Raw genomic sequence first — 16,946 nt, forward strand, 5'->3', positions numbered from 1 at the left:
AAGAACCCTCAGCTATAAGCTGAGGGGTTATAAAGTGGAATCGATTAGAAATCGATCATCATTCACAGGTTCACCTTCCTGTTCATCAATATAGCGCTGTATCATTTCATCAGTTATATTACCTGAACTGACCGCCATATAGCCCCTAGCCCACAAATGATTGCCCCAAAATTGTTTTCTTAAATGAGCAAATTCTTGCAATAAAATTCTTGAGCTACTACCTTTTAAATACTGTACTAACTTGCTAAGAGATATTTGTGATTTATATGAGATAAACATATGCACGTGATCACATGATATTTTCCCTGAAATTATATATACTTCATGTTCCATACAAATCTGCCTTAGTAAATCTCTAGCCCTTTCCGCTACTTTGCCTATCAATACTCTCTTCCTATATTTTGGTATCCATATAAGATGTACTTTTATCATACTGACTATGACTATTCTTTCTATAACTTCTCATGTTTCTTGATATAAATTCATTGCTAAAGCAATTTCATTATATCTTCCCTTCGCCTGAAGGCGAGGGATTTCTTATCCCCGAAGGGGGACATTAATACTTTGAGCTATTCTACTATCTATCAAATCTTTAGAATCTCTTTTAGGATAAAATTTTTCTTGTAAAATACAATAGTGATCTAATATTTCCTGTGTTATATCTTTTACATCAAGAGATTGTAATTCTCCTTTATCATTAAATTTTGCTTTCATACCTGAGCGTTTTGCTTCCAATAATAATATTTCTTGAAAAACTTTATTATTAGGAGTACGACAAACAAAATTAGGATCATTATCCGGCATTAATTCATTTGCATTTTCCATTATTGCTTGATTGAGTTTATGTAATTGCTCTTTTATAAGCTTTTTATCTAAAAAACTTATAAAAGCTTCCCTTTGTTTTTGCTTACTTACAGTACTAAAAGCCTGCTGCATCTTTTGCAAAACACCAAAATCAAAATTTTCGTTACCTATTTCTTTGATAACTAAATTTGCTAAATTTTTTGTTTCAGTATTCACTGTTTCTTTTTTATTTTTTGTAGCCATATTTAATATTAATCTAACTTATAATTATTTAAATATTAATGATAGATTAAATTAAATTAATTTCTAGATGTTTTTACTATATTTATAATCAAAACTTTAAGACAGTATCTAGAAAGTCATACTGGACTTTCACTATTTCCTAGAATTTCTATTGATTCTACTATCTCACTATTTGACTGACTATGCATTACTAAATCTAAAATATTTGAAGATGCTAAATTGCTAATATAAACATCTTTTACATCATTTAATACATAATCAACCACTAATAATTTAGAATCAGTAGAAGTTCCGTATAATGACATTTTTTCCTCAAATAATTTTTTAAATGTATCTAATTCAAGTAATCCTTCACATACAGCATGTTCTTTAATATTTCTACTTACAAATAAACTCATTATGCTTCGTGCTAAACTATTTTTAATATAAAATTCTTTTAAGCATCCAATAAAACCATCAAAAAAATTTAGTTTTTCAAAAGGAATTTTGAAATCAGGTAATAATTCTTTATATAATTTTTTCTGTAATTCCTCTTCTTCAATTAGTTTTTCAAAAGGAATTTTGAAATCAGGTAATAATTCTTTATATAATTTTTTCTGTAATTCCTCTTCTTCAAATTTTTTCAAATAAAAATTATCAATTAATAGCTTGTAAAGCTCAAGTACCCCGCTAGGAAAGTTAATTTTCAAAGTTCCTTTTCTATCAATTTCTACAGTAAACTTGTTTTCTTTTGCTTCTAAATATATTAGATCTCGAAATATACCATCCTCTTTTGTCCTACGGAGTAAAAAAGCTGAATCTTTAGAATCAACTAAATCTAAAGCATGTTCTATTATTTTTCCATTAAGTTCATGTAACCTATTGTTAGATATAATATCTTTCACATCTGCTAGAAAAGATTTTTTATCATCTACTTTTAATTTCCTTAAATTTTCTAGAACTTCTAAAGTTATTTCTCCTTGTTGAGTTTTTTTAACTAACTCATAATAGTTGCTAAATTCTACTTCTTGATTTTTGTATCCTAACCCGGAACAAACATTGAATCCTGCTTCTTTCTTTTGATCTAATCTAGGATATTTTTTTTCAATTTCTCTAGGTTTACTAATACAAGAGATCATAATTTCTTTTAGCTTCATATAATTTATTCCTTAAATTAAAAAGGCGTATTATATTTAGTTAAAAAATATTAACAAGCACTTTATAAAAGATTAAGATAAATTAATTTTTATTAAGGGGGTGATGCAATAATGCTTTTTTTAGATGATTAGTTTGAAGATGAGTATATATTTGGGTAGTGGATATATCAGCGTGACCGAGTAGCTCTTGAATTACTCTTAAGTCTGCTCCGCCCTCAAGCAAATGACTTGCAAAACTGTGACGTAATATATGCGGAGAAATATGCTCAGGGTTAAGTCCTGCATAAAGGGCAGCAGATTTTAACAGAATAGCAAAATTTTGCCTAGTCATATAACCCGCTAAAGCTGATGAGGGAAATAAATAAATTAGATTTTTTGGTTTAGCTTTATTCACAAAAACATCTCTAATTGCAAGATATTTAGCAATACTGATAACTGCCTGTTCATTTATTACTATGACTCTTTCTTTATTACCTTTACCAAGTACCGAAAATATTTTTCTTACTTCTCCTTTAGACGTTTTATTAGTCAGAATATCAGCAAGCTTAAGACTAACAAGCTCCGAGACTCTAAGACCGCTAGCATAAAGCAAATGAATCATAGCATTAAGCCGGATACCTTCAGGAGAATTATCTTGAGAGCAATGTTCAAGTAACGATTTAATTTGATCTATAGATAATATTTCGGGAAGTTTATTTTGATATTTGGGCAAATCTACGTTAAGAACCGGATTAAAAGCGATATGGTTTTCGCTAATTAAAAATTCATAATAACTTTTTATAGTTGAGATTTTTCTGTTGATTGAGCGTGCTTGCAAATCATTAGTTGCTAGATACTCAATCCAATCTCTAACATTCTCTGTGGTAATATTTAATTCTGATAATTTTTGTTTAGCAAGATAATTTTGAAAATCGAATAAGTCACGCTTATAGCTAAGTATGGAATTTTTTGACAATGCTCTCTCGGCTAAAAGCATTTCTAGGAATTGCGAAATAAATTCCATAAGATGTTTTAATTTCTATATTGGAGGCCAGGGTCGGAATCGAACCGACGAATAGAGGATTTGCAGTCCACGGCATTACCACTTTGCTACCCAGCCTTGGTTGTTTTTATGATGTCCATCGTCATTGCGAGTGACTGTAAGGAGCGTGGCAATCTCATGAAGTAGCACAAAATTTCTGAGATTGCCACGTCAAGGCTTTGCCTTTCCTCGCAATGACGTTTTTAAAGCCACTACTAAACCACTGTAATACTACCAACATCCATACAAAAAAGCAACTATTTTTATATTAAAGTCCTAATCCTTGCAGGATATTTAAACGATTTATCCTTCATAAAATTCAAGAACTGGCTAACTGAATCTACTATATCGTCATTTTTAATATGGAAAAAATTCAATAATTCCTTTAAAATTATGCTTGATTGTTTGGATATTAGAACACTAGCTGATTGAAATAAAGGAACTACCGAGGCGAATCTTGTAACTTTATCAAATCTTGGCTTAATCCCGATCACTCTAATATTATCGCCTAAAAATCCTATATCTTGAATCAATTGTTGACCGCTTGCTTTATCTTCGATTAATATAAAGATTAATATAAATTTTGGCTGATATTCTCTAGCTAATTTTTCCGTCAAATTCTTAAGCTCAGGATAATTAATTTTTTTCCGTACTAATGATACTAGATAATATTTCTGCTCAAGAATCCCCTCATATATACTTCTTTAACATGAAGAGTTGTTAAAGTGATTAGGAACAATAGTTTGGAAATTGTCATTTACCAATGAAGAAATTTTATTTCTATATTTTTCAATATTCTCAAAAAATAACCTTATAGAATCAGTAAATGTTTCAAAATTTGCATAAAATTTATTGTTACTTATAATAGAATGCATAAATTTCCACAGTCGTTCAATGGGATTCAGATTGGGACTATACGGTGGCAAAAAGACTAGCTCTATTTTACTATTTTGTAGATATTCTCTAACCTTTTTTGACCTACGATATCCCGCATTATCACATATCAGATAAATCTTACTTTTATCTTGATTATTTTCTTCCAATTTCTTTAAAAATTCAATGATATAATCGCCATTAACCTTAGGATTATCAGTTGTTACTACATTTAGACTTTTTAGATTAATTGCACCTATAATATGCTTACGTTTCCATCCACTAAAGCTTGGTAATGTTTTTACTGCATTCTTTCTAATCCAACCAAATCGAGCCCTAGTTTGATATTGTGGATGAACACTATCCATAAAATAAATACACTCATCACTTGCTAAATTATTTCTTAACAAACTATATTGAAGCTTAAATTCCTCTTGTTTATCTAAATCTATTTTTCCAGGAATTAACTTAGGTTTTTTATAACTAAAACCTAATCTGTGTAATAACTTTATTACACCAGCTAATGTATAGATTACTCCATATTGATTTTCTATATACAAACCTATATCTCTAGCATACACATAATTATTAGTTTCAAGGTGCTCTATTAATTCTTCTTCTTGATTTCTAGTAAGTTTACTACAACTACCACCATTTTCCGGCTTCAGCTTCTGATCATTATGATAATCTATTAAATGGTTCCTTATCCCTTCATCACTCAGTATTAACACTTTTGATATCTCACCAATACTATAGCCATCATCATACATAAGAACAGCTTTGATCCTCTGATCCTACCGTCTCTCTCCTGCTTATGACGACTCTTTAATTCTTGCTTTTCTATTATTGATAATTTTTTATATTCCATGATTACTTATTAGCATATTATCTCACTATAAGCAATGTTTCATTTACTAGAGGTATAGTGCAAACACTATAATCGGAATCTTCGGAAATCTTAATTGCCGTATCCCAGCTTTGTACAAAATAACCAAATCTTGAAGGTAAATTTTCATAAAAGCTAATATCTTCCTCCATATTAAGTAGCGACGACCCTATAGCTATAGGTTCTTGCAAATATTGAGCATTATAATTATAGCTACCTATTTCCTGCTCTAACTTTGCTAAGCAATCAGGAGGCTCTTTATAGCTGTCTAATACTTCACCACTAAGATATTGATATTCTTTATTCATTAATTTAAAAGAATAATCTTGAATACTAATCGCCGGAATTTTTAAATGATTCCATGAATTGCTATTATTAAGTAGATAACCGGATAAATCATCCGTATGAAGACGCTGCATAACTAAAACTATCGCTCCCTTATTACGATTATTTAGTCTGCTAACAAAAGTTTGCTCAAACCAATCTATAACTTTCTTACGTATTTTATAAGAATGAATTTGCGTAGGATTATGAGGATCATCGATAATTAAGATATCACCGCCCTCGCCTGTTGCCGATCCTCCAACCGATGTTGCAAATCTAAAGCCGTTAGCTGTCGTTAAAAATTTACTTTTTGATTATGAGTTTTACTAAGGATAGTACTTGGAAAAAGTTCCTTATACCAATCGGAATTTAAAATAAACCGACAATCTAGTGAGTGTTTAATGCTAAGTATTTGAGAATAGCTGGCAGCCATAATTCTTTTGGTGGGACTTGGCCCCAAGTAAATAAGCAGGCCAAGCAACGCTAACACAAATAGACTTTAAACTCCTTGGCGGTATATTAATTATTAAACGATTAATATCACCGCTTTGCACGGCATTTAAATAATCGGTAATTATTCTTATATGTTTACTTGGGTAATACTCTGCTCCGGGATTAATAGTATTAAATACCTTAATTATAAAACTGTAAAATCCTGCCGTAAAATAGAATTTAAGAGTTCTTTAGAGTGGAGCATGTTATTATATCATACTGTGACTTACTGTCACCCCGTGGCTTGACCACGGGGTCCAAAAAATAATTAAAAAAACTGGATACCGTGGTCAAGCCACGGTATGACATATATCATAAATTATCATTGCCATTAATCCCCTATAATATATAATTTTGAAAAATAATATGTTTATTTATGAAATTACTAAAAATTATTTTTATCATTACTATATGCATTAATTTTCCTATATTCGCAGAAAATTTAGAGTCGGTTACTACAACCGAGGATATTGAAAATGATGTATTTATCCCTCTTGATGAAAATCATCCTATTTTAAATCCAAACGATAATATTAATAATAGTTCTGAATTTAAGAATTACACAAACGGTAAAATTATTGCATTAAATAAAATTACCGCTACTTCTGAAGAGATAGATTTTAAAGTCGGGGAAGAAAAATATTTCGGTAATATAAAAATCAAATTACATAAATGTATAAAAAATCTTGATCCGTATAATGAAGATAATTATTTGTTGATGACCATAACAGAATATAAAATAGACGAAGATCCTAATTTACTCTTTCAAGGATGGATGATTTCTTCAAGCATTTCACTTTCAACGTTTGAACACCCAATCTATGAAATTTTTGCTAAAGATTGTTTTTAGATGCAATATTTAATTTCAAGTTTAATATTTTTAATTCCAAGCCTTGGGATGCTTGCGGGCTTATCAGCTGCAGCTACTGTTACAATTTTTTTGCTAAGTATTGTTGTACGGAATACCCTCCCACAAATGTCTATGTCATTCCTGCGAAAGCAGGAATCTAGAAAAAATAAAATGGATCCCCGCTTTCGCGGGAATGACATCATAAAGTGTGGGGATGACATAAAAACCGAACTATTATTCACCGCTTGGTGCTTTATATCTTGTTCATTCGCAATTAATCCTATTAATAGCTTAGCTACTTTTACTCAAGTTTCCATACTCTTATTCCTTGGATTTATCGTTAGTAATTCTGCTCCTTTTCAAAATCGCTTACAGCTTAAAAAAGCCTTAATATTCGGGATTCTCACAGCAATAATATTATTCTTCATCGAATATTCTTCTCATGGTTTTTTAACAAGAATATTCAAAGCTAGTTTTGGCTTATATATGTTAGATCGGGGCTGTGCTTTACTTTCAATTACTGCTTGGGTAGCGATTATAATTTTACTCTCTAACGGTAGACCTCTTCGGAAACTCGCTTATAGAGAGGAATTTGGAGGAGACACGGAACGCAGAACCGCAGCGTACTCAAATGTACGTGAGGACTCAAGTACCGGATCGACGTACAAATTACCTATAGAAGTAGAGTTTCCGAAGAGGTCTAGTAAAAGAAGACATGCATTAATGCTATATATATTAGTGCTTTATTTATTAAGTATTTCCGATAGTTTAGCAAGTTTTTTAGGTTTCGGTATAGGAGGAGTAATATTTATTTTAGCAAGACTTATAAAGCCGATATTTTTCAAATTAATTGCAATAAGTTTAATTACCGGCTCATTACTATTCCCCGTTATAGCTAAACAAATAGAACCGCAATATTTATCTGAAAAATATTTAACTACTCAGCCTTCAGCTGCTCATCGTTTATTTATTTTGCATTTCGCTGCAAACAAAATCATCGAAAAGACGATTTTAGGCTATGGCTTTGCTTCTTCTAAATATATCGAAGTCAATGATAGTGAAATGATCAATTATAAAGGTGAAAAATGGCATCCTTTGCCGCTTCATCCTCATAATAATATATTACAAATTACTCTTGAACTCGGTATAATAGGTTTAATATTATTTTTAAGCTTAACCTATAAATACTTAAAACAAATTGATAAAATAAAGAATAATAATTTTAGGTCAGCTTCTTATGCATGTTTTACAAATTACTACATTATCGGCATGATTTCATATAATATTTGGCAAATATGGTGGATATCAAGCAGTATTTGGGTACTAGTTTTAATGAAGTTACTAGTTAAACCTGATATTGTCGTTGATAATTGATGCTATTTGAGGTAAATATAGAAATAAGTATCATTAAACCTACGTCATTGCGTGGACCGGTAAAACCCACTGTGTCACCCCGTGGCTTGACCACGGGGTCCAGAAAAAAATTTAAAAAGTCTGGATCCCGTGATCAAGTCGCGGGATGACATTTTCTATGGTATGACACAGAAATTACATAATAAAAAACATATGCTACAAAACTCAGAGCTTTTACAAGAATACCTACCGATTGCTATATTTTTCGGTATTGCGGTATTGGTTTCCGGTTTAATAATGATTCTACCTAACCTATTATCGACAAAGAAATATAATAAAGATAAGCTAGAGCCTTATGAATGTGGTTTTGAACCTTTTAGTGATACAAGGTCAAAATTTGACATACGTTTTTACTTAGTTGCTATTTTATTTATTATCTTTGACCTTGAAATCGCATTTTTAGTGCCTTGGGCTATTAGCCTTAATACAATAGGTAAAATAGGCTTTTTCTCAATGATATTTTTCTTATTCGTACTTACTATCGGGTTCATATATGAATGGAAGAAAGGAGCTTTAGACTGGTAATAAAAATACTTGGGGTCATCCCGTAGCTTGTCCAGCTTTGTTGCATGGATMGGTTTTTTCGTCATTGCGAGYGWCTGTAASGARCGTGGCAWTCTCATGAAATAATGAGAAMCTCCTGWGATTGCTTCGTCAAAACTTACAGTTTYTMCTCGCAATGACGAAAAAACCGATCCATGCAACAAAGCTGGACAAGCTACGGGATTGACGTGTACGGAATGACTATATTTACTGTATTTAATTTATTAAGAATAAACATGCATAATAACTTTTATCAAGAAGACGAATTATTAAACCATGAGCTTTCTAATAGAGGATTCTTACTCACTAAAGTTGATGACGTTATAGGCTGGGCGAGAACTAATTCCTTATGGCCTATGACTTTTGGGCTTGCTTGTTGTGCTGTTGAGATGATGCAGGCAGCAGCAAGCAGATATGATATGGATCGCTTCGGTATGTTATTTAGACCAAGTCCAAGGCAGTCCGACCTTATGATAGTCGCAGGAACGCTTACTAATAAAATGGCACCGGCTCTACGTAAAGTATATGATCAGATGGCTGAGCCTAAATGGGTGCTTTCAATGGGTAGCTGTGCTAACGGCGGCGGCTATTACCACTTTTCCTATTCGGTAGTGCGTGGCTGTGATAGAATCGTACCGGTTGACATATATGTCCCTGGCTGCCCTCCTACTGCCGAAACATTAATTTACGGGCTTATGCAGCTACAGAAAAAAATTAAACGCACTACAGGTTTTAAGTATGACGCTAGACAAACTCATTGAAAAACTTGTAGCTAAATCTAGCATTTTAATAACTCCGGTCACAGTTAAGAATTATTTAGCTTATAAAATTGCGCCGAATTTTTTATTACCGTTTTTAAAAGCTTTAAAAGAATCGGAAGAATTACGTTTTACTGTACTTACGGATTTATTCGGCTCTGATTTTCCTGAAAGAGATAAAAGATTTGAAGTAGTATATAATTTACTAAGCTTAAAATTAAATAAGCGTTTAATAATAAAAGTAGATATATCTGAAAAAGAAACTATACCTTCGGCAATGAATATATTTAGTGCCGCTTGTTGGTATGAGCGTGAAGTTTACGATATGTACGGGATAAATTTTGATGGCAATGATGATAAAAGACGAATACTAACCGATTATGAATTTGAGGGGCATCCATTACGTAAAGATTTCCCGTTAACCGGTTATACGCAAGTTAAATATGATGAGAAGCTAAAGAAAGTAGCTTATGAACCGGTCGATTTAGACATAGAATATCGTGAGTTTGATTTTAGCTCTCACTGGCACAGCCCGACTTACATATTGCCTGGGGATGAGAAAGCTGGGAAGTAACAACGTCATTGCGAGAAGGATACCAAGTCGTCATTGCGAGCGACTGTAAGGAGCGTGGCAATCCAGTAAAAATTATGAAACAACCGACTGTATATATTATTGCTAATAAACGAAACGGTACTATTTACTTAGGAGTAACTTCTAATCTTATCAAACGTATATATGAACACAAATTAAATCAGGCTCAAGAGCAAAAAAGCTTAATTTAATTGAGCAAATGAATGTAAATTGGAAAGATTTGTATGATGAAATTATTTAACTGGATTGCCGCGTCGCCTACGGCTCCTCGCAATGACGGATACTATGACTAACAACACTAAAACTATAACTCTAAATCTTGGTCCGCAGCATCCGGCAACTCACGGAGTTTTAAGGTTAATACTTAAGATGGACGGAGAAGTAGTAAATAACGCCGATCCTCATATTGGATTACTTCATCGTGGTACGGAAAAACTTATTGAGCATAAAACATATTTGCAGGCTATACCTTATTTTGATCGCCTTGATTATGTTTCGCCAATGTGCCAGGAACATGCATTTGCTTTAGCTGTCGAGTCATTATTAGAATGCGAAATCCCACGAAGAGCTCAGTTTATCAGGGTGCTATTTTCAGAGCTAACAAGAATTCTTAACCATACTTTAAATATCAGCAGCCAAGCTTTAGATATCGGTGCTACTACTCCTCTATTATGGCTTTTTGAAGAGCGAGAAAAGATCATGGAATTTTACGAGCGTGTTTCCGGCTCTCGTATGCATTCAAACTACTTCAGACCCGGCGGAGTTGTAGAAGATTTACCCGATGGTTTACTTGAGGATATAGATAAGTTCATAGAGCAGTTTCCTCCTAAACTTCACGATATTGAAAGTCTACTAAATGAAAATAGATTATGGAAACAACGTTTAGTAGATATCGGCGTTGTGTCTCAAAAAGAGGCAATGAACTGGGGGTTTTCAGGACCGATGCTTAGAGGTTCGGGTATAGCTTGGGATTTACGCAAGTCAAACCCTTATGACGTTTACGATGAAATGGACTTTAAAGTACCAATCGGCAAAAACGGTGATTGTTACGACAGATATTTCGTTCGTATGCTTGAAATGTATGAATCTGTTAAGATAATCAAGCAATGTATAGAAAAAATGCCGAAAGGTGCAGTTAAAACCGATGATCCTAAATTAACACCACCGACAAGAGCTAAAATGAAAGAATCTATGGAAGCAATGATTCATCATTTTAAGCTCTATACGGAAGGATATGACGTACCAGCCGGCGAGACCTACAAAGCAGTAGAAGCTCCTAAAGGCGAGTTCGGAGTATATTTATATTCAACCGGCAATAACAGACCTTATAGATGCCGAATTAAAGCCCCAGGCTTTGCTCATTTGCAAGGACTAGATTTTATGTCTAAAGGTCATTTAATGGCAGATGTTATTACTATTATAGCCACGCTTGATATAGTATTTGGTGAGATAGATAGATAGGTCGTCATTGCGAGCAGGCATTGTTGCATGGATCGAAAAATGCCAAATTTGTCATACCGTGGCTTGACCACGGTATCCAGAAAAACAATAAAAATACTAGTATTTTTTAACTAGATCCCGCGATCAAGTCGCGGGATGACAGCGGGGGAATCGATCCACACAGGAATAATATAAGAGGTATATGAACACAAATTTTATATTTGATAAGAAAAATTTAAATCTAGCAGAAGAGATTATAAAGAAATATCCGCCGAAAGGTAAAAGAAGTGCAATACTTCCGCTGCTTGATCTAGCACAACGTCAAAATGGCGGTTGGCTGCCCGTGCCTGCTATCGAATGTGTCGCAAATATGTTAGAAATGCCTTATATGCGGGCTTATGAAGTTGCAACATTTTATACTATGTTTAACTTAAAGCCCGTCGGTAAATATCATATTCAAGTATGTACTACTACTCCTTGCTGGCTGCGTGGTAGTGATCATATAATGAAAATTTGCGAAAAGAAATTAGGTGTAAAACTCAAAGAAACTACTGAAGATCAAAAATTTACTTTAAGCGAGATAGAATGTTTAGGAGCATGCGTTAACGCTCCGGTCATACAAATCAATGATGATTATTATGAAGATCTAACTCAAGAAAAAATGGAAACTATTATAGATAAGCTGCAAAATGAGTAAAATACTCTTATTAATAATAAAGTTTTATCAATATTTCATTTCCCCGCTACTTGGCAATAATTGCCGATTTCGTCCCACTTGTTCAGAATATGCAAAAGAAGCTATAACAACACACGGCACACTTAAAGGCTTATTGCTTACCTTTAAAAGAATCATCAAATGCCAACCGTTTTATAATGGGGTTTTATTGCATGATACAGAAGTTCGATTTCATTCCTGCGAAAGCGGGAATCCAGCCACTAAAAGGTATAAACACACTAAATTTTAGAATTAAAAGCTCAAATAATTTCGCTTTTTCTGGATTCCTGCTTTCGCAGGAATGAAATCGATATGCTTTGCTAGGGTCATAAATATAAATACTATAGTGAAATGAATTTAAATCCTTTACCTCGTGAATTTTTTGCAAGAGATACTAACCTAGTAAGCACTGAGTTAATCGGTAAAGCTCTTTATTTCCAAGGTAAGACAGCTATCATTACTGAAACTGAAAGCTATATAGGACAGGATGATCCTGCTTGCCATGCAGCAAAAGGGCGGACTAAAAGAACGGATATAATGTTTGGTCCTGCAGGCTTTAGCTATGTCTATTTAATTTACGGAATGTATTATTGTTTAAATTTCGTAACTGAAGCTGAAGGCTTCCCTGCTGCGACCTTAATAAGAGGCGTACATGTTATTTCACCTGAAAATCTATACCTCAACGGTCCGGGTAAATTATGCAAATATTTAGGAATTAATATTTCTCATAATAAATGCAATCTTATAAATAACAACGAATTTTTTGTCAGTGATATTGGTTTAAAACTCCCCTACTCTACTACTACCCGCATCGGTATTACCAAAGGCACGGATAAATTATGGCGTTATGTTGTTACAGATATCACTAATTTAATCTCTCAATATAATGTACAGCCTTAATAAGGTCATATTGATTTACGGCGAAAGGACCTCGAAAAGGTTTGTCTAATATAAATAATAAAAAAAGCATTGATGATGAAGTGATACAAACTAAACCAACCGAAATCTTATGTAACGCGAGTTTCGTATTAATAGAGGAACTGAATAGCTGATAGTAACTGGGTTACGAGGATATTAGTAATATTGTTTTTGTTATAAAATGTACTTAAAACTGCATAAATTTTTAGTAAATCGGGGTCTGTCAGATTTTTTGTGTAAGTACGATTTCTCCATTTGCCCAATTTTGTAAATTAGTATCACAAAGTATAGCAAATTGATTTAAAGCCATGGCCCAATTCTTAATAGGCATTGTCCATTTTTTAGAAGCATTTGTCAATGCTAAAAAGATTATTTTCTGAATCGATTTATCATCTGGAAATACCCCCTTATTTTTTATAATTTTATGAATTTGACGGTTAGTTGATTCAATAGCATTAGTAGTGTAAATCGCCTTTCTAATGTCTTCCGGAAAGCTAAAGAACGGAGCTATTCCAGACCAATTTCTCTGCCATATATCAAAAATAACTGGATATTTTTCATCCCATTTTTTAGCAAAATTTTGTAATTCTCTTAATCCCTCTGCTTCATTTATTGCAGAATAAACTGCCTTTAAATCAGCTGTTACCAATTTTAAATCTTTATATGATACGTATTTTACAGAGTTTCTTACCATATGAACAATACACAGTTGTACTGTGGTTTTTGGGAAAATGCTATTTATTGCTTCTGGAAAACCTTTAAGACCATCAACACACGCAACATATATTTGTTCTACACCACGATTCTTCAGTTCTGTTACTACTTGCATCCAAAATTTAGATCCTTCATTCTTGCCTATCCAAATACCTAATAGTTCCTTCTTGCCTTCTATATTCACGCCAATAGCTAGATAAACTGCTTTATTTATTATTATATGATTGTCTCTTGCCTTAACATGAATACAATCTACATTATAGGATATACACTATCAAGTGCTCTATTCTGCCACGCAGTAACTTCCTCTAAAATGCCATCAGTTACCTTTGATATTAACTCAGATGATACTTTGGTGGCATATAGTTCTTCTAAGTGCCCTTGTATTTCTCGAATAGTCATTCCCCTAGCATATAAAGATATTACTTTATCATCAAATCCTTCAAATCTCCTTACTCCTTTTGGAATTAGTTGAGGTTCAAATTCTCCTTCCCGATCCCTTGGCACTTCTACTATCAATTTACGACCCTCGGAATCTATTAGAGTCTTTTCATAATTGCCATTACGTCTATTATCTGACTCCTTGGTATTCTTAGAATGCTTCTCATAACCTATATGAGATTCCATTTCTTTTTCTAAAATCTTATTTACTATCTGCTTTTTAATTTCCTGAAATATTCCTTCTTTGCCAAATATCTCAGATGGATCACTTTGTGATAGTATTTCTGATACTACTTTTTCTATAGTCGGATTTGATACTTTACTCTTATTCTTCATATTAGCCTCATGTAAGTTGTTTTAATTAATTTTATTCTTAACTATTTTTATAACTTACACAAACTTTCTGACACCCCCTATTACAACTAATAATAAATTTTATCATAATTTTTGGAAGCAATCTTACTACATGACAATTTTTAGAGATGTAAGGACTAAAGGATTGAATTTTGCTGATAATTCATGATGATAACGGGGAAAGAACTTGGTTTACATATGAAAGATCATTCCGCCCCTCTAGTCGAATTATTACAAAAACATATTTCGCTTAATTTATCAAGAGCAAAATGTTTAGGATTATTTATCATTTCAATGCTTAACAGCAGGACAGTAAACATGTCATTGTTATGCAATAGAATGCCGTCTGGGATTAAAGCAGCTTCATGGTATAGAAGGATGCAAAGATTTATCTCTGAAATCTCAATATCATGGAGAGTATTACCTGTTATGTTAGTCATGATGACTGGGTTTGAGCAGGAGCAAAAATGGGTATTGTGTTTAGATAGAACGAATTGGAAATTTGGTAAACGACATATAAATATTTTATATTTAGCTGTCAGTTTTCATGGTATAGCGATCCCCCTTTTTGGAATTTTCTAAGTGATAAAAAGTGTGGTAACTCTGATTATATTGAGCGTATTGATCTGATGGAGTGTTTTTTAGAAGTTTTTGACAAAAACCGCATTGAAGCATTAACCGCTGATAGAGAATTTATAGGTAAGGAATGGCTCTCTTGGCTTAGAACAAATCAAATAAGATACGTTTTTCGAGTTAGAGAAAATAGACAATATATCAGTAATGCAAGGGGAAAAATGGTTAAAATACAAGAGTTATTTCGCCCTCTAGCCATAGGATCGCATGTGAGTTTGTCACAACGTAGAATTGGTACAAAAGGTGAAATATTTAATGTAGTAGGGATCAGAAATAAGAAGAGTGAACTTGCAGTCTTAATACATAGTGATGAGATCAAAAATCCTGCTGAGATATATGCTCAAAGATGGCAAATTGAAACAATGTTCAAAGCTTTTAAATCAGCAGGATTCAACTGTGAAGCAACTCATATTACTAATGATTTACGATTAGATACATTGATGCAAATATTGTCTATTGCATTTTGCCTAGCTTATCAAACTGGAGAGATTATAGTTTTAGATAAACCAATAGTTATTAAAAAACATGGTTATAGGCAAAATAGTATATTTCGTGTTGGATTAGATACATTGGTTAATATCTTGTATAATATTTCTACTCAATTAGTACGTTGGATACAGCTGTTGTCCTTGATATTCCAATATCCAAAGATGATAAAATGAAAAATTGTCATGTAGTAAGCAAATTTCCAATTCGTTCTATCTAAACACAATAACCATTTTTGCTCCTGCTCAAACCCAGTCATCATGACTAACATAACAGGTAATACTCTCCATGATATTGAGATTTCAGAGATAAATCTTTGCATCCTTCTATACCATGAAGCTGCTTTAATCCCAGACGGCATTCTATTGCATAACAATGACATGTTTACTGTCCTGCTGTTAAGCATTGAAATGATAAATAATCCTAAACATTTTGCTCTTGATAAATTAAGCGAAATATGTTTTTGTAATAATTCGACTAGAGGGGCGGAATGATCTTTCATATGTAAACCAAGTTCTTTCCCTGTTATCATCATGAATTATCAGCAAAATTCAATCCTTTAGTCCTTACATCTCTAAAAATTGTCATGTAGTAAGAAAATTATTAGGAATAATGTATTTTGTTAAATATAAACATCCCGCACAAAAACTCATCAAAACAATATTAGGAACGGTATAGATAAAGTCAATTATATGATTAACCATAGGTATTATTAACTATGTCCTGCTGAATATTTATGTAATATACTAGAAATAAGAGTTTGATAAGGTAATCCCTCATAAGCAGCTTTTTGTTTTATTCTCATTAAATCACTACTAGAAATACGAATATTTATTCGAGTATCTTTTTTTAAATAATTAGCTGCTGCTACTTGTGCTATATGTTTCTCTTGTTCAAAATTTTTAATTCTTTGCCATTCATCATTTTCAAAAGACTCTAGCAATGCTTTTTCTTCAGCATCTAGTATTATATTTGATATATTCTCTTTATTTCTCATTACTTTTTCCTATTTTTAGATATTTCTGAGTAGCTTTTCAACTTGGGATAATAGTCTTTAAAAAAACTGTTCCATCAACTTCAGTAATAAAAGGAACTAAATAGGCGTATTCATTAAATTTAACTATATACATTTCTGAATATTTATCAGGATTTGGATGTTCTATTATATCCAATAAACAATTACTTTCTATAACTGATATTATTTCTTTAAAACTTACCTTTCGCTCACTTATTAACTTATAATTTTTTTCAGCAGAAAAGCTATAATTACATTTCTTTGTCATCTTATGATATTAGTACAATGTATGCTT

General features: G+C 32.5%; 21 protein-coding genes, 1 tRNA gene and 2 pseudogenes. 12 read left to right on the forward strand and 12 right to left on the reverse strand.

The window, feature by feature from the left end; all coding sequences use genetic code 11:
- Positions 1 to 27: 27 nt before the first annotated feature.
- The 8 genes and pseudogenes from tnpA to REIS_RS15580 all read right to left on the reverse strand — a co-directional run bounded on the left by tnpA (position 28) and on the right by REIS_RS15580 (position 5,382).
- A complete protein-coding gene (gene tnpA / locus REIS_RS04120) occupies positions 28 to 432 on the reverse strand; it encodes an IS200/IS605 family transposase (RefSeq protein ID WP_008580007.1) in 405 nt (134 codons plus the stop codon).
- 123 nt (positions 433 to 555) lie between these two features.
- Positions 556 to 1,047 (reverse strand): annotated as a pseudogene (locus tag REIS_RS04125) (DUF5410 family protein); the annotation flags it as partial.
- A gap of 116 nt (positions 1,048 to 1,163) precedes the next feature.
- Positions 1,164 to 2,183 (reverse strand): DUF5410 family protein, encoded by a 1,020-nt coding sequence (locus tag REIS_RS04130; protein ID WP_008580009.1) that lies wholly within the window; start codon positions 2,181 to 2,183, stop codon positions 1,164 to 1,166.
- 82 nt (positions 2,184 to 2,265) lie between these two features.
- Positions 2,266 to 3,186: a site-specific tyrosine recombinase XerD gene (xerD, locus tag REIS_RS04135; protein ID WP_008580012.1), complete on the reverse strand. Its 921-nt coding sequence runs from the start codon at positions 3,184 to 3,186 to the stop codon at positions 2,266 to 2,268.
- A 21-nt stretch (positions 3,187 to 3,207) separates the two neighbouring features.
- Positions 3,208 to 3,282, reverse strand: a tRNA-Cys gene (locus REIS_RS04140).
- A 185-nt stretch (positions 3,283 to 3,467) separates the two neighbouring features.
- Positions 3,468 to 3,902, reverse strand: a complete 435-nt coding sequence (gene terL / locus REIS_RS04145) for a phage terminase large subunit (protein ID WP_081819056.1) — start codon at positions 3,900 to 3,902, stop codon at positions 3,468 to 3,470.
- Between the two features lie 6 nt (positions 3,903 to 3,908).
- Entirely contained in the window at positions 3,909 to 4,862 is a 954-nt protein-coding gene (locus REIS_RS12415; protein ID WP_256377136.1) for an IS630 family transposase, read from the reverse strand.
- A 100-nt stretch (positions 4,863 to 4,962) separates the two neighbouring features.
- Positions 4,963 to 5,382, reverse strand: a complete 420-nt coding sequence (locus REIS_RS15580; RefSeq protein ID WP_008580018.1) for a phage protein — start codon at positions 5,380 to 5,382, stop codon at positions 4,963 to 4,965.
- Between the two features lie 773 nt (positions 5,383 to 6,155).
- On the opposite strand from REIS_RS15580, the gene REIS_RS04160 reads away from it, so the two are divergent.
- The 10 genes from REIS_RS04160 (at position 6,156) to REIS_RS04200 (ending at position 12,990) form a co-directional block, all read left to right on the forward strand.
- Positions 6,156 to 6,629, forward strand: coding sequence for a DUF2155 domain-containing protein (locus REIS_RS04160; protein ID WP_008580020.1), 474 nt, complete (start codon positions 6,156 to 6,158; stop codon positions 6,627 to 6,629).
- Positions 6,630 to 8,003, forward strand: a complete 1,374-nt coding sequence (locus tag REIS_RS17135) for a palindromic element RPE1 domain-containing protein (RefSeq protein WP_008580021.1) — start codon at positions 6,630 to 6,632, stop codon at positions 8,001 to 8,003. It abuts the gene before it with no gap.
- Positions 8,004 to 8,195: 192 nt separating this feature from the next.
- On the forward strand, positions 8,196 to 8,567 hold the full coding sequence (locus REIS_RS04170) for an NADH-quinone oxidoreductase subunit A (RefSeq protein WP_037213699.1): 372 nt from the start codon (positions 8,196 to 8,198) through the stop codon (positions 8,565 to 8,567).
- Between the two features lie 254 nt (positions 8,568 to 8,821).
- Positions 8,822 to 9,346, forward strand: coding sequence for a NuoB/complex I 20 kDa subunit family protein (locus REIS_RS04175; protein ID WP_037213697.1), 525 nt, complete (start codon positions 8,822 to 8,824; stop codon positions 9,344 to 9,346).
- Positions 9,324 to 9,917, forward strand: coding sequence for an NADH-quinone oxidoreductase subunit C (locus REIS_RS04180; protein WP_008580025.1), 594 nt, complete (start codon positions 9,324 to 9,326; stop codon positions 9,915 to 9,917). Before REIS_RS04175 ends, REIS_RS04180 begins: the two co-directional genes overlap by 23 nt.
- Positions 9,918 to 9,991: 74 nt before the next feature.
- Positions 9,992 to 10,126, forward strand: coding sequence for a GIY-YIG nuclease family protein (locus REIS_RS04185; RefSeq protein ID WP_008580026.1), 135 nt, complete (start codon positions 9,992 to 9,994; stop codon positions 10,124 to 10,126).
- A gap of 94 nt (positions 10,127 to 10,220) precedes the next feature.
- The gene (gene nuoD / locus REIS_RS04190) at positions 10,221 to 11,396 is read left to right on the forward strand and encodes an NADH dehydrogenase (quinone) subunit D (RefSeq protein ID WP_008580027.1); all 1,176 of its coding nucleotides are present in this window, start codon (positions 10,221 to 10,223) and stop codon (positions 11,394 to 11,396) included.
- Positions 11,397 to 11,577: 181 nt separating this feature from the next.
- Complete coding sequence (gene nuoE, locus REIS_RS04195; RefSeq protein WP_008580029.1) at positions 11,578 to 12,072, forward strand: NADH-quinone oxidoreductase subunit NuoE; 495 nt, start codon at positions 11,578 to 11,580, stop codon at positions 12,070 to 12,072.
- Positions 12,065 to 12,340 carry a membrane protein insertion efficiency factor YidD gene (yidD, locus tag REIS_RS12445; protein WP_008580030.1) on the forward strand — a complete coding sequence of 92 codons (276 nt, stop codon included), beginning with the start codon at positions 12,065 to 12,067 and terminating at the stop codon, positions 12,338 to 12,340. The genes nuoE and yidD overlap by 8 nt, the downstream gene beginning before the upstream one ends.
- A gap of 101 nt (positions 12,341 to 12,441) precedes the next feature.
- Positions 12,442 to 12,990 carry a DNA-3-methyladenine glycosylase gene (locus REIS_RS04200; protein WP_008580031.1) on the forward strand — a complete coding sequence of 183 codons (549 nt, stop codon included), beginning with the start codon at positions 12,442 to 12,444 and terminating at the stop codon, positions 12,988 to 12,990.
- Between the two features lie 241 nt (positions 12,991 to 13,231).
- Here REIS_RS04200 and REIS_RS11050 read toward each other — a convergent pair.
- Positions 13,232 to 14,499 (reverse strand): annotated as a pseudogene (locus REIS_RS11050) (IS256 family transposase).
- 183 nt (positions 14,500 to 14,682) lie between these two features.
- On the opposite strand from REIS_RS11050, the gene REIS_RS04215 reads away from it, so the two are divergent.
- Positions 14,683 to 15,099, forward strand: coding sequence for a hypothetical protein (locus REIS_RS04215; RefSeq protein WP_008579269.1), 417 nt, complete (start codon positions 14,683 to 14,685; stop codon positions 15,097 to 15,099).
- A gap of 38 nt (positions 15,100 to 15,137) precedes the next feature.
- Positions 15,138 to 15,812 carry a transposase gene (locus REIS_RS11055; RefSeq protein ID WP_241760926.1) on the forward strand — a complete coding sequence of 225 codons (675 nt, stop codon included), beginning with the start codon at positions 15,138 to 15,140 and terminating at the stop codon, positions 15,810 to 15,812.
- On the opposite strand, the gene REIS_RS12455 is transcribed toward REIS_RS11055, so the two are convergent.
- From REIS_RS12455 to REIS_RS04230, 3 genes are all read right to left on the reverse strand, one after another.
- Entirely contained in the window at positions 15,749 to 16,171 is a 423-nt protein-coding gene (locus REIS_RS12455) for a hypothetical protein (protein WP_040614694.1), read from the reverse strand. The genes REIS_RS11055 and REIS_RS12455 overlap by 64 nt on opposite strands.
- Positions 16,172 to 16,348: 177 nt before the next feature.
- The gene (locus REIS_RS04225) at positions 16,349 to 16,633 is read right to left on the reverse strand and encodes a CopG family antitoxin (RefSeq protein WP_008580035.1); all 285 of its coding nucleotides are present in this window, start codon (positions 16,631 to 16,633) and stop codon (positions 16,349 to 16,351) included.
- A gap of 37 nt (positions 16,634 to 16,670) precedes the next feature.
- Positions 16,671 to 16,919, reverse strand: coding sequence for a hypothetical protein (locus tag REIS_RS04230; RefSeq protein ID WP_008580036.1), 249 nt, complete (start codon positions 16,917 to 16,919; stop codon positions 16,671 to 16,673).
- Between the last annotated feature and the right edge of the window lie 27 nt (positions 16,920 to 16,946).

Origin of the sequence: Rickettsia endosymbiont of Ixodes scapularis, from assembly GCF_000160735.1 — a bacterium.
GTDB lineage: Bacteria > Pseudomonadota > Alphaproteobacteria > Rickettsiales > Rickettsiaceae > Rickettsia > Rickettsia tamurae.

Excerpts from the sequence above, each read along its gene's own strand:
- REIS_RS04170 (WP_037213699.1), top strand. The coding sequence starts at position 8,196 with ATGCTACAAAACTCAGAGCTTTTACAAGAATACCTACCGATTGCTATA.
- yidD (WP_008580030.1), top strand. The coding sequence starts at position 12,065 with ATGAGTAAAATACTCTTATTAATAATAAAGTTTTATCAATATTTCATT.
- REIS_RS04175 (WP_037213697.1), top strand. The coding sequence starts at position 8,822 with ATGCATAATAACTTTTATCAAGAAGACGAATTATTAAACCATGAGCTT.
- nuoD (WP_008580027.1), top strand. The coding sequence starts at position 10,221 with ATGACTAACAACACTAAAACTATAACTCTAAATCTTGGTCCGCAGCAT.
- REIS_RS04225 (WP_008580035.1), bottom strand. The coding sequence starts at position 16,633 with ATGAGAAATAAAGAGAATATATCAAATATAATACTAGATGCTGAAGAA.
- REIS_RS12455 (WP_040614694.1), bottom strand. The coding sequence starts at position 16,171 with ATGATGATAACAGGGAAAGAACTTGGTTTACATATGAAAGATCATTCC.
- REIS_RS04215 (WP_008579269.1), top strand. The coding sequence starts at position 14,683 with ATGATGATAACGGGGAAAGAACTTGGTTTACATATGAAAGATCATTCC.
- REIS_RS15580 (WP_008580018.1), bottom strand. The coding sequence starts at position 5,382 with ATGCAGCGTCTTCATACGGATGATTTATCCGGTTATCTACTTAATAAT.
- REIS_RS04130 (WP_008580009.1), bottom strand. The coding sequence starts at position 2,183 with ATGAAGCTAAAAGAAATTATGATCTCTTGTATTAGTAAACCTAGAGAA.
- REIS_RS04230 (WP_008580036.1), bottom strand. The coding sequence starts at position 16,919 with ATGACAAAGAAATGTAATTATAGCTTTTCTGCTGAAAAAAATTATAAG.
- nuoE (WP_008580029.1), top strand. The coding sequence starts at position 11,578 with ATGAACACAAATTTTATATTTGATAAGAAAAATTTAAATCTAGCAGAA.
- REIS_RS17135 (WP_008580021.1), top strand. The coding sequence starts at position 6,630 with ATGCAATATTTAATTTCAAGTTTAATATTTTTAATTCCAAGCCTTGGG.
- REIS_RS04160 (WP_008580020.1), top strand. The coding sequence starts at position 6,156 with ATGAAATTACTAAAAATTATTTTTATCATTACTATATGCATTAATTTT.
- REIS_RS04200 (WP_008580031.1), top strand. The coding sequence starts at position 12,442 with ATGAATTTAAATCCTTTACCTCGTGAATTTTTTGCAAGAGATACTAAC.
- REIS_RS04180 (WP_008580025.1), top strand. The coding sequence starts at position 9,324 with ATGACGCTAGACAAACTCATTGAAAAACTTGTAGCTAAATCTAGCATT.
- xerD (WP_008580012.1), bottom strand. The coding sequence starts at position 3,186 with ATGGAATTTATTTCGCAATTCCTAGAAATGCTTTTAGCCGAGAGAGCA.
- tnpA (WP_008580007.1), bottom strand. The coding sequence starts at position 432 with ATGATAAAAGTACATCTTATATGGATACCAAAATATAGGAAGAGAGTA.
- REIS_RS04185 (WP_008580026.1), top strand. The coding sequence starts at position 9,992 with ATGAAACAACCGACTGTATATATTATTGCTAATAAACGAAACGGTACT.